This window comes from Enterococcus termitis (assembly GCF_001730305.1).
Taxonomy (GTDB): Bacteria; Bacillota; Bacilli; order Lactobacillales; family Enterococcaceae; genus Enterococcus_L; species Enterococcus_L termitis.
In genome coordinates this window covers 63,087-75,170 of record NZ_MIJY01000045.1, presented here as the reverse complement: position 1 = coordinate 75,170, position 12,084 = coordinate 63,087, and the positions used below count along the sequence as shown (strand labels likewise).

Sequence of the window (12,084 nt, the reverse complement as noted above, 5' to 3'; positions counted from 1 at the left end):
TTTTTCTCCTACCTTCTTTCGTTTAAAGTAACCCTTTTTCTACACAAACGGCTTTGACCTTTTCTCTTAACTCATCCATGTCAATAATACTGTCTAATACAATGACATTTCCTAAATGCTGCGCACTATCCGCTAAATCTCCTCCGACAAAAAAGACATCTGCCAAATCTGGCGTTGCACTGCCCATATCGTAATGCGCCACCTCAACTCCTGTTACCCCTAGTTCATTCAATACACTGTTGATATTCATTTCCACCATAAAACTAGATCCTAAACCAGATCCGCACACTGCTGCGATTTTCATAATGATTCTCCTTCCTTTAATAACTGAATAATTGTTGCTTGATCGTTTGCTGCTAATAGTTTTTCCAAATTCTCTTTGTTGGACAAAATTTTTGTTAAACTCGCCAACGCTTTTAAATGCATTTCATTATCCACAGCTGCTAAACAGATGAAAATTGTAATTTCATGCTTAGGATCATCTAAAAGTAAAACAGGCGTTTCTACTTTTAAAAGAGACATACCTAATTGTCTGACCCCATCTTCCGGTCTTGCGTGAGGCAATGCGATCCCTTTGCCTATATGAATAAAAGCGCCATAGTCTTTGACTTTTTTGATCATTGCTTCAATATAGTTTTCTGTGATTTTCCCTTGTCGTTTTAAAGGTTGGGCCGCATAAGCGATCGCTTCTTCCCAGTTCATTTTTTGATCCGTCAACTGGATCATGCCTGCCGTCAGCAACTCCGATAACATTGGCTTCTCATCTTCTTTCACTTTCAATTTTTTGATCATTTTTCGATTTAAGATACGATAGATTTTTTCTTTGGTAACGCCTTTTTTCAGTTCGATATACGGTAATAGGGTTTCAATAATTTCATCGACAGAAGGAACCACGATCCCCGGAATCAACAAGTCTTCTTGCACACTGCGGATCAAATTATTTTTTTCTAATTGAGATAGGATGGGATTAACTAAATAAGTCTTTTTTGATGTATCTAACGGTACACTGGAAAAAATCACATCGTAGTCAGACTCAGAAATACTTTCAAGTTGATCGACCGTTGTCGTTAGATCAAAATCAATCGTAGGGAAAAGCTCCCTCAACTCCGACTGCATGATCAATGACGAACTGATACCACTTGGGCACAAAACTAGCGCTTTATAGCGAATAATTCGATTGGCTTCTCGTTGATTACCGATTTCACCACCAAATAGAATCGTAAAATAGCCGACTTCCTCGTCAGGAATAGCATGACCTGTCAATCGTTCCAAAGGCTGCAAAGCTATTTTTGTTAAAGTAAACAGTTCACCGTATTGCTCTTTGATCTCTTCTGTCAGCACATTTGCTAATGAAAAATGATACTTGATTCTAAAAAAGGCTGGCACCAAATGATAGAAAAAATCTAACAATAATCTCCGATACGCTTTAAATTCAATAGCTGCCAAGCGTTCCATCTCATGAATAATTTGACTTGCACATTCCAGTAAAAATTCTAATGCAGTGTCTCGAATTTCTCCTTGGGTAATCGTCATAAAAATCAGTGTAAAATAGAATTGTTCATTTTCCCTAGCTAAAATCTCAGGAAATTGAGACAAAAATTGCCGACTCGCCAAAAAAGCATTTAGCTCTTTTAGCCTGCCCTTTGTTTGTTCATCCAGATGATACGAATATGTTTTCCCACGTCTTAAAACATAAGCCATAAAATAGATCGTCTCTTCGGTTCGGCTAGGTACAATAGTCAGTTCACTTGCCTTGATTGTTTCCAATAGACAAGAACGAACCTCTGCTTCAAACATTACTGAATCCTTCATCAAGCCCTTTTTCAAGCCCCATTTTCCTGAAACCGTCATAACGATGTTCGCGATCATCTGGTGCGCTTGCATCCGAATCTGCTCTTCGTGCCCAGACAAATAAAACCCTTTTTTACGTGAATAATCCAGATGAATGTTCCTTTCAGCTAGACGTTCTCGTAACTTTTTAATATCCGCTAAAATTGTGTTTTTACTTACTTGAAGAAATTCTTGATAATAATAAACAGATAAATCCTCTTCTGCGATAAACGTCAAAAGATAGAGTAACGCTTGTCTTTCATATTCCGAATAAAAAATATCTGCTTCCTGTTTTCCAAAATGAAGCTCCAACCACTTATCCGTGACTTGCTTAGAAAAATAGATTTTGTCTTGTTCCCAGTCGATTGTCTTGTAGGAAAATTGCTGCAGCTGCTCGTTAAGTTTTCCTAGCTGATCGATCACTGTTTCTGTGGTCATTCCTGTAATCCCACTGATTGCTTGAATGGAATAACCAACGTCATGCGGCATGCCGATAAGATAACTCATTCGATAATCAATCATCTTGCTCCTCCTGTCTTCACTATATAATGTAAACGCTACAAATCAAAGAAGTGTTGGGTCTAATCTCGTTTTGACTTTTCAAAATGATTGGACTCAATTAAGAAAACAACAAAATAGCTATGGAAGTCAATCGATCACTGACTCCATAGCTATTTTATTGATTATTTAAAAACGAATCCTCTTTACTAGTATTTCTTAAAGCCAAACTAAACCTTCAACTTCACTTGATTTAAGCGCATATTTCTTAGGCGAATCCTTGATTAATTGTTCTGGATGATCGATTGGGGCATCTTGGCGTACCAGTACATCGATACCTGCTGGTGTAAAAAGAGTTGGCTCAAATCTGATCACCAGAATGGTCTTTGTAAGCGCAAGAATCGACCAGTTACTTTTTAAGATCCTAAGCAGCCCTTTCCCTCGCCAAACAAACGCCTCTTCTCTCCACGTATCTATCCCTACAATGGTTTTGGTTTTTCCCTGTCGATTTTTATAACTGACTATATCTAAAAATGTCAAAGGAGTATCGGATAAGTATTCATAAGCGATCATTGGTGCTAGTCGTTTTTTGGATAACCACATGGGAAAGGTCGTTCCTTTTATGACCCAGCGACCCGCTAATAATTCAGCTATGTTTTCCATTATCTAACACTCCTTTCTTTTGACATCTTAAAGAATCAATCATAAATCTGGTTTTTCATCTTTTTTATAGGCAATAACCTTCGACTCTTTATTTTCAGCGATTTCTTTCGCTCGTTTCATTGCGGACGCTTTCGTATCAAAGGAATCCACCGCTTTTTCTGCATTTTTCGTCTGAACATACCAACGATTTTCTTTAAAGTAAACCAAAACATCATTGTCTAGCAATTCAGTATTGATTTTCTTGTTGCCATGCTTGTCTGTCTTTTTAGGAGCGGCTTCTTTCTTAAACGCATTTTTTTCTTTATCCGTTGCTTCTTCCAGCCACTTTTTAGACTGAGAAATGGCAATCGGGATCGCTCTGTCATCGGAATAGCCTTCGCTCACTAGCGCATTGGCAATCTCAATAGCTTTCTTTTTTAACAACGGTTCAAAGTTTTTAAATGAATTGGGGTAATCCTTTAAATCCCATGGCATGGTCACTCATCTCCCTAGCTAATACGTTTCATTATGCAAAGAAACTTCCACCTGTGATTGAATAGACTTGTCCTGTGACATAGCTTGCTTCATTAGAAGCTAAGAATACATACACAGCTGCTAATTCAGCTGGCTGACCTGCTCGTCCAATTGATTCTTTCTGACCAAACTCAGGAATTTTTTCTGGTGGTTGTCCGCCGCAAATTTGTAACGCTGTCCAAATTGGACCAGGGGCTACTGTATTTACTCGAATACCAGCAGATGCTAATTGCGCGGATAATCCTTTACTAAAGGATGTAATCGCTCCTTTTGTTGCTGCATAATCTAGTAAGTTTGCACTTGGCTCTGCACTTTGAATCGACGTCGTTGTAATGATACTGCCGCCTTTTGGCAAATAATCCAGTGCTTCTTGGACTGTCCAATACATTGATATAATATTTGTAGTATACGTATCCATGATTTGTTGTGTGGATAAATCTTTAATATGTTCTACAGACTGCTGCATTCCAGCATTCAAAACCAAAATGTCCAAGCCGCCTAACTCTTTCGCTGCCTCATGAACAAGGTTTCTAGTAAAGGTTTCATCCTTTAGGTTTCCAGGTAATAAAACCGCTTTGCGCCCTGCTGCTTCAATCAATGCTTTTACTTCTTTAGCATCCGCTTCTTCAAAAGGTAAGTAATTAATGGCCACATCGGCCCCTTCTCTCGCATACGCAATTGCAGCTGCACGTCCGATCCCAGAATCACCACCTGTAACCAGTGCTTTACGCCCTTCCAATTTACCGGAGCCTTTGTACGTTGATTCTCCACAATCAGGTACAGGCGTCATTTTTTGTTGTAATGCAGGTGCTTCTTGTGATTGCTTTTCAAATTTCCCATCGTAGAATCTTGTCAACGGATTTTCGATTTTTTCTGTCATCTTGATTCCTCCTATAAATTTGTTGCCAACAAAAGTAACTACCAGCTTACTTTTTTACCCTAATACAAAATAGAAGCTCTGACAAATCATATGATTCTATATTGAATAAGCTCTCATAAAAGTCGATTTCATTGGCTTATCCGTCAAAAATCTTTATAATTAACAGTACAAATCTATTTATTGACAAAAAATAGGTCTTAGGATGGATGTCAAAACATTTCAAAAACATTACAATATCATTACATCGAATTAATCAACTCTTTCTTTACCGATCTCAATAAACAGTATATTTTTGCTTTGAAGTATCTCTAAACATTTTAAAGTGATACGTATCTATTGAATTCGAAGGCAGTGTTGATTATGTGTTAGCTAGCTGTACAAATCAATCTTTTAAAACGAAAAAGAGTTAACGATTTGTTCCGCTTTTGCTGTGAAACACAGTGAATAGAGTGAACTGATGTTGAACAGTACAAGACTTTCGCAGAAAGTGTTGATCATTTTTATTATAAGGAGGAGTTTTTATGAAAAGCAGTAAATCAAAAATTGGATTAATCGCTTTAATTGGTGTTGTCTTATTAGTTGTTTTCGGCATCAGTCAATACAACGGTTTAGCCAAAAAAGAGCAGTCTGTTGAATCGCAATGGAGTCAAGTAGAAAATGTAATGCAGCGTAGAGCCGATCTTGTACCCAATTTAGTCAACAGTGTTAAAGGCAGCATGCAACAAGAGCAAAAAGTCTTTGGTGATATTGCCAAAGCCCGTGAAGCATATGGTTCAGCAAATAACGATTCAGACAAAATCAAAGCCAGCCAAGAGCTAGATCAATCTGTTGGAACATTGATCAATGTCATCAATGAAAATTATCCAGAACTAAAATCAAATGATAATGTGCAAACGTTAATGACTCAACTAGAAGGAACTGAAAACCGTATTTCCGTTGAACGTAAACGGTATAATGACGTTGTAAAAGAATACAATGAGCAAGTAGTTTCATTCCCTAAAAATATCTTTGCAAATATGATGGGCTTAGGTAAAAAGGATTACTTTAAAGCAGATCCAACAGCTAGCTCTGTCCCTTCAGTCAATTTTGATGATTCAACAAGCACCTCCAGCGGGAAGTGATCCTAAATGACTAAAATTAGACGAGGGTTATTAGCAGGTCTCTTTATTTTCCTTGTCACTCTTTTTGCCGGTATTCAAATGCCGGCATTTGCTGATAGTTTACCTGCAGCACCCAATCACTTTTACTTAGATCAGCCAGGGATACTTGATGACACGACAAAGAATTTAATCGATAAAAAAGGAGCAATCTATAAAGAAAAACCAGAAGCTCCCCAAGTTGTTTTAGCAGTCATCGATTCTACCGATGGTGATAGTGTAGATGGCTATGCTCCTGATCTTTTCCAAAAATGGAAAATCGGAAACCAAAAAGAAAACAATGGTGTGTTGATTCTCTATGCTGTCAATGATGGTGAACGCAATGTGCGGATCGAAGTTGGCTATGGCTTAGAGGACGTTATTCCTGACAGTATCGCGGGAAATATTTTACAGCATGCTAAAGATGATTTAAAGTCTATTGATCCAGCTTCGATCAATAAAGGATTGCAGTATACATTCAATGCGGTTACAACATTGATCGATCAGCATTATGACTATCCTGTAGATAAAAACGCACTTTCAGAAGATGAATTGAAGCAAGTATCTTCTGATGACGATTCTGGTGTTCCAGACTTTTTTGCCCTAGGTATTGTAGCAGTTGTAGTCCTAGCCGCTATCTTCGGTTCTGGCGGACGTGGAGGTCGTGGTAGAGGCGGCGGTCCTTGGTATTGGGGCGGTGGCGGTTACGGCGGCGGATTTGGCGGCGGCTCTTCAAGAGGCGGCGGTGGATTCGGTGGTGGTGGCGGCTTCTCTGGAGGAGGAGGCTCTTCCGGCGGTGGCGGTGCCAGCATTTAATTTAATAAAAAAGAATCCAATCAACGAATAAATCGTTTGATTGGATTCTTTTTTTATACTCATTCTCCATAAAACCAGATTTAAAAGAACAAAAGTATAGACATTTAATATTAAAGATGGTATATTGTTTTTGTAATCGATTACAACTATATAATAAAGGATTGTGATTCTCATGAATGGTTTTATGGATTCTCTTGCTGAAAAAATTATGCCTTTAGCCAATAAGCTGGGGCAAAACCGTTACTTATCTGTACTTAGAGATGCTTTTATGCTGTCATTTCCATTAACAATGTTTGGTTCGATCATCGTTGTAATCAATAATCTTCCTTTCTTCAGCGATGCGACAAAAGGCACTTTATCCTCATTATTTGGTAATGGGCAAAATGCAACAATGAGTATTATGTCTGTTTTCGTCACCTTTGGTATTGGCTATTATTTATCAAAATCTTATGATGTAGAAGGTATTTTTGGCGGAGCAGTCTCATTTGCTAGCTTCTTATTACTGACACCATTTGTGATGACTACTACAGAAGGTGTTGAAGTTTCTGGTGTGTTATCTTTAGATCGTTTAGGAGCTAAAGGGATGTTTATCGGTATGATCGCAGCATTTTTAGCGGCAGAAATCTATTGCCGCATCACTAAAAAAGGCTGGCAGATCAAAATGCCCGATGGTGTGCCACCTGCAGTTGCTAAATCATTTGCAGCATTAATCCCTGCTATATTAACTTTGTCTGTTTTCTTATTTCTAAATGCCGCAGTAACTGGATTATTTAATACCAATCTTCATGATGTGGTGTATGAGATCATTCAAAAACCATTAGTTGGTTTAGGAAGTAGTTTACCTGCAACCTTGATTGCTTTGTTCTTTGTTCAGTTTTTATGGTTCTTTGGTTTACATGGACAAATTATTGTCAATTCTGTTATGGACCCGATTTGGAACACATTGATGCTGGATAATTTAGAAGCCTACAAAGCAGGAAAAGAGTTGCCACATATTATCACAAAACCATTTATGGAAACATTTACCGTTGGACTGGGCGGTTCAGGTATGACGTTAGCAGTTGTACTGATCATGGCTTTTGTTATGAAGAAAAAACAATATCGTGATATTGGCCGTTTGAGTTTAGCTCCTGGTATTTTTAACGTGAATGAACCAGCAATTTTTGGTTTACCGATTGTTTTAAATGCTACAATATTAATTCCTTGGGTCATTGCTCCGTTGATCGTCACTGTTCTTAACTATCTAGTAATGGCAGCTGGCATCGTGCCTCCGCCTACAGGTGTTTCTGTTCCTTGGACTGTGCCGATTTTCTTCAGTGGTATGCTGGCAACGAACTCTATTTTTGGCGGTATCCTTCAACTTGTGGATATGATTATTGTCGGCTTTATCTGGTACCCATTCTTACGTATTTTGGATAAAGAAAAAATTTAGCCACACGTTTCCTTAATCAAAGAGTAGCGCCGATCCTAAAGCTTTCGATCGTCTCTACTCTTTTTTTGTACAACACTTTTTAGATAATTGTCTATACATTGATTATCAGTTACAATACAAGTTAGGAGGTAGTGACAATATGAAACCAAAATACGAAGAAATCGCTGATACTTTGCGTGAACGAATAAAAGAAAATATCTACAAAGCAGATACTCTTTTGCCCAATCAAACAGATCTGGTCAAAGAATTTAATGTCAGCCGTATGACTGTAAAAAAAGCCATCGGTATTTTAGTGATGGAAGGACTGCTATATTCTCAAAGAGGCTCTGGAACCAAAGTATTGAATCGCTCATTTTGGGATAAAGACACTTCTCCTGCAAACGAATATGGCGGCCTCAGTAAGCAAATGAATGATCGCCATAAAGACCTTAAAAGCAGTGTTATCCTGTTTGAAGTTGAATTCCCCTCACAAGAGGTCCAAGAAAGACTGGCAATTTCTGCGGAACAACCTGTGTATAAAATTATCCGCCTGCGTATTCTGGAAAATGAACCATTTATTCTAGAGCATACATATATGCCTTGTGACTTAGTTCCTGGTTTAACTACGGATATCCTAAAAGAGTCGATTTATACCTATGTCAAAGAACAATTACTGTTAAATTTTGCTGGTGCTTATAGAAATATCCAAGCAAGTAAATCGGATGAATATGATCAAAAATATTTGAATTGTAAAAAAGATGATCCTGTGCTGGAAGTACAACAGGTTGTCTATTTGAAAGATGGACGTCCAATCGAATTTTCTTGCAGCCGAAACCGCTACGATCAACGCGGCTATTCCATTTTGAATGTAGATTACAACTAAAAAGAAGCAATTGAGCTCAATGAACTCAATTGCTTCTTTCTAGTTACTTTCCAGTTTATTCGTTTCAGCCACTGTTTTAAACCAGTGTCCAGATTTTTTGATCGTTTTGATTTGTGTATGGATATTTGTTGAAATAAAACCATAGCGGTTTTTATAGGCATTTGCCCATGACCAGCAGTCGATTGGTGTCCATAAATGATAACCAAAGCAATTTGATCCTTCTTCGATCCCTTGATGCACCCATTCTAAATGTTCACGGATAAAATCGATACGATAATCATCTTGCACTACACCTGCTTCATCCATAAAGCGTTCTTCACCAGAAATCCCCATGCCGTTTTCTGATACAAACCATGGAATGTTGTTGTAATTATCGCGAATATTGATGGCAATATCATACAACGCTTTTGGATAGATTTCCCAGCCACGATCGATATTCATCCGACGTCCCGGCATATTGTATTCGTCGAAATAGCGGTTTGGCAGCCATGCTCCCACGCTATTCGGCGCAACGTCCGGTGCTTTTACTCGATTTGGATGATAGAAGTTTACACCAAGTACATCGATCGTATTTTCTTTGATCAAGGCAAGTTCTTCTGATGTACTTTCCCAAAGCACGCCATCTTTTTCTAATAGCGCCACTAGTTCTTCTGGAAATTCCCCATGAACAGCAGTATCTAAAAACATCCGATTATTAAATAGTTCTGCAATGTTTGCCGCTGCTAAATCTTCTGCACTTTCTGATCTTGGATAAGTTGGTGTTAGATTAAGAATAATCCCAATTTTTCCACCTTCGTTTTGGAGTCCCAGTCTTCTAAAAGACTGAATCGCTTTGGCAGAGGCTAAATTTAAATTGTAAGCAACTTGTACCGCTTTTTTACCATCAACGATTTTAGGGTAATGGAATTGATGTAGATACTCACCTTCTACAACAACGATCGGTTCATTATGAGTAAACCAGTCTTTTACACGATCGCCAAATAATTCAAAACATTTTTCAGCAAATTTCACGTATAAATCAACGACATGCTTCGATTCCCAACCACCATATTTGTGATATAGTTCCACTGGCAAATCAAAATGATGTAAGTTCATGACAGGACGAATACCTGCAGCGATAAATTCATCGATGACTTCATTATAAAAACGAACTGCATCTTCGTTAACTGTTCCTGTTTCAAAATCATCGATCAAGCGTGTCCATTGAATCGATGTTCGTACGCTATTCAAGCCAATTTCTTTCATTAATGCAATATCTTCTTTGAAGCTGTTATAGAAATTCGATGTTACATCCGGTCCTACTTGATCATAAAAATCTTCTGGTTCGATTTCATACCAGTGATCAAACATGTTTGCATGTTTTTTATTAAATCTTCCTTCACTTTGAGGACCTGATGTAGCAGCTCCCCACCAGAAATCATCTTTGAATGTCTTTGTCATGAAATTACCTGCTTTCGTTTGATAATCATTCGTTCTTTCACTTACATTATAATCGGAACCTGCGCAAATGTCTAGACTTTTAAAACAAAAAGCCGATATTATGAAATCACAATACATTATCTAATTCTCAAATAATCAGCTTATTAATTGCTTGCGCTCATTATAATATTCCTTGTAAGCAAAATAGGTTGCTATCACTGAACCAATACTTGTTGCTGACAGCAACATAAAGGTCACCATGATTTGATATTTGATCGCATGTACTGGATCGACTCCAGCAAAAATCAATCCTGACATCATCCCAGGCAAACTAACGATCCCAACTGTTTTAGCTGAATCGATCGTGGGAGCCATTCCTGTTCGAATGCTTGCTCTCACAATCGATTGTGAGGCTAACTTGATATCAGCACCTAATGCTAATTTTTCAAGCACAGCTTGTCTTTGATCATGAAATAAACTATCCATATTTCGATAACACAAACCAATTGCCACCATGGAGTTGCTGGCAATCATCCCACTGATCGGAATAATTTGTGATGGAATAAAACGAATTGCTCCCGAAAAAACCAAGACACCAATCGTTACACCCGTACTGCACACAATAGCAATAAAAGAAATCAAAAAGCCATTTTTCAAATGATTACTGCGCTTTTTAGCATTCAATGCAGCATTGATAATAATGACTCCCGCCATGACAATCGTCACTATTTTATTATCCACTTGAAATATATATTTAAGTAAATAACCAACTAAAATCAGTTGAATAACTGCACGGCACACGCTAATAATGATATCTTTGGTAAAACCTAATTTTTCTTTGTAGCTGATCAGTAATGCAACAATAACTAACATACTGGCAAATAATAGTGAAAGATCGTTTACTGCTAAGTTCATTTTTGCGCCTCCAATCTTCCTGCCACGATTTTTTTAACAATCGTTGATTGGTTAATTTCTTCTGCGTCGTGGGTCACACGAATCAACGTGACATTTTTCTCCTGATTCAACTTCAACAACCATTGGTTAACGATTTGCTTACTTTCTTCATCTAAGCCAGCTGTAACCTCGTCTAAAAGTAGGACTTCTGGTAAAAAAATCACATTGCGAATCAATGCGACACGTTGTTTTTCTCCACCAGATAATTCAGTGATTTTTTTGTCGAGATAGTTTTCAGGCAAACTTACTTCTTTTAGCAACTCTAGTACGTGACTTTCTTGAAAACTCTTTTTACGCACTTCATAGGGAAACATAAAATTATCCCGAACGGTTTCTCCAAATAACGATGGTTGTTGGAAACAGTAGGATACTTGCATGCGGTAATTTTCTGTTGTTAATTCTGCAATGTTCTGGTCATTGAACGTGACAGTTCATTTGGTTGGGGTTAATAAATAAACCAGTAATTTAAACAAGGTACTTTTCCCTCTGCCTGATGGTCCAGTAATCGTTGTATGGCTATCTTTTTCGAGTAATGTGGTAATATCGTTTAGGATTATTTGTTCTCCGTGTTGAAAAGAGATATGTTCAGTTGCTAACAAGATGATTCAGCCCTTTTTATTGTTATTCAGAAAATGCGTTAAATATTTATTTTTGAAAATAATTTTTTCTATTTGAAATTCCTCCTTACTGGCTTGCCCTAACGATAATTCCTCCATAATTTTTTCAGGATATTTTTTACTGATATTCCTTAGCGCATTTCCGCATGACTTTCTAACATATTCACTATCAAAATATTCTTCACACCAACGTTCTTCAGATAGTATTATGAAATGAGTCGAGAGTTGAAACAAAATGAGACAAAAAAATAAGCAAACTGACTGGTTGATTAACACACAGCCAGGAAAGAATAATAAATCCCCTAAATACATCCGATTTCTTGAATATCGATAAATTCCGTTTACTCTTACTGTATTTGCGTCTGCTTAGCAAAAGCAATTAAGGAAAATAACAAAACGAATAGTCCTAACAGATAGATTACAGTTTCTAGATAATTTAGACTAGACTTAAAGTGAAACTACAA

Annotated in this window: 11 protein-coding genes and 3 pseudogenes; 4 read left to right on the top strand and 10 right to left on the bottom strand. The window is 37.5% G+C overall.

Features of this window, described 5'->3' with window-relative positions; all coding sequences use genetic code 11:
* Positions 1 to 22: 22 nt before the first annotated feature.
* The 5 genes from BCR25_RS17005 to BCR25_RS16985 form a co-directional block, all read right to left on the bottom strand.
* Positions 23 to 304 (bottom strand): PTS sugar transporter subunit IIB, encoded by a 282-nt coding sequence (locus tag BCR25_RS17005; protein WP_069664803.1) that lies wholly within the window; start codon positions 302 to 304, stop codon positions 23 to 25.
* Positions 301 to 2,352, bottom strand: coding sequence for a BglG family transcription antiterminator (locus BCR25_RS17000; protein WP_069664802.1), 2,052 nt, complete (start codon positions 2,350 to 2,352; stop codon positions 301 to 303). The genes BCR25_RS17005 and BCR25_RS17000 overlap by 4 nt, the downstream gene beginning before the upstream one ends.
* A 195-nt stretch (positions 2,353 to 2,547) precedes the next feature.
* The gene (locus tag BCR25_RS16995; RefSeq protein ID WP_069664801.1) at positions 2,548 to 2,991 is read right to left on the bottom strand and encodes a hypothetical protein; all 444 of its coding nucleotides are present in this window, start codon (positions 2,989 to 2,991) and stop codon (positions 2,548 to 2,550) included.
* A 39-nt stretch (positions 2,992 to 3,030) separates the two neighbouring features.
* Entirely contained in the window at positions 3,031 to 3,465 is a 435-nt protein-coding gene (locus BCR25_RS16990; RefSeq protein WP_069664800.1) for a DUF2188 domain-containing protein, read from the bottom strand.
* 31 nt (positions 3,466 to 3,496) lie between these two features.
* Positions 3,497 to 4,384 carry an SDR family oxidoreductase gene (locus BCR25_RS16985; RefSeq protein WP_069664799.1) on the bottom strand — a complete coding sequence of 296 codons (888 nt, stop codon included), beginning with the start codon at positions 4,382 to 4,384 and terminating at the stop codon, positions 3,497 to 3,499.
* Positions 4,385 to 4,905: 521 nt separating this feature from the next.
* Between BCR25_RS16985 and BCR25_RS16980 the strand changes: the two genes are divergently transcribed.
* The 4 genes from BCR25_RS16980 to BCR25_RS16965 all read left to right on the top strand — a co-directional run bounded on the left by BCR25_RS16980 (position 4,906) and on the right by BCR25_RS16965 (position 8,630).
* Positions 4,906 to 5,505, top strand: coding sequence for a LemA family protein (locus BCR25_RS16980; protein ID WP_069664798.1), 600 nt, complete (start codon positions 4,906 to 4,908; stop codon positions 5,503 to 5,505).
* A 6-nt stretch (positions 5,506 to 5,511) separates the two neighbouring features.
* Positions 5,512 to 6,336, top strand: coding sequence for a TPM domain-containing protein (locus tag BCR25_RS16975; RefSeq protein ID WP_083242738.1), 825 nt, complete (start codon positions 5,512 to 5,514; stop codon positions 6,334 to 6,336).
* A 172-nt stretch (positions 6,337 to 6,508) separates the two neighbouring features.
* A complete protein-coding gene (gene celB, locus BCR25_RS16970) occupies positions 6,509 to 7,768 on the top strand; it encodes a PTS cellobiose transporter subunit IIC (RefSeq protein WP_069664797.1) in 1,260 nt (419 codons plus the stop codon).
* A 139-nt stretch (positions 7,769 to 7,907) separates the two neighbouring features.
* Entirely contained in the window at positions 7,908 to 8,630 is a 723-nt protein-coding gene (locus BCR25_RS16965) for a GntR family transcriptional regulator (protein WP_069664796.1), read from the top strand.
* A gap of 39 nt (positions 8,631 to 8,669) precedes the next feature.
* Here BCR25_RS16965 and BCR25_RS16960 read toward each other — a convergent pair whose 3' ends face one another.
* The 5 genes and pseudogenes from BCR25_RS16960 to BCR25_RS21010 form a co-directional block, all read right to left on the bottom strand.
* On the bottom strand, positions 8,670 to 10,070 hold the full coding sequence (locus tag BCR25_RS16960; RefSeq protein ID WP_069664795.1) for a glycoside hydrolase family 1 protein: 1,401 nt from the start codon (positions 10,068 to 10,070) through the stop codon (positions 8,670 to 8,672).
* 135 nt (positions 10,071 to 10,205) lie between these two features.
* Complete coding sequence (locus BCR25_RS16955) at positions 10,206 to 10,964, bottom strand: ABC transporter permease (RefSeq protein WP_069664794.1); 759 nt, start codon at positions 10,962 to 10,964, stop codon at positions 10,206 to 10,208.
* Positions 10,961 to 11,602: pseudogene (locus BCR25_RS16950) on the bottom strand (ABC transporter ATP-binding protein). Before BCR25_RS16950 ends, BCR25_RS16955 begins: the two are co-directional and overlap by 4 nt.
* Positions 11,603 to 11,608: 6 nt before the next feature.
* Positions 11,609 to 11,788, bottom strand: a pseudogene (locus BCR25_RS20770) (DNA alkylation repair protein); the annotation flags it as partial.
* Between the two features lie 12 nt (positions 11,789 to 11,800).
* Positions 11,801 to 11,956 (bottom strand): annotated as a pseudogene (locus BCR25_RS21010) (methyltransferase); the annotation flags it as partial.
* Positions 11,957 to 12,084 lie beyond the last annotated feature (128 nt).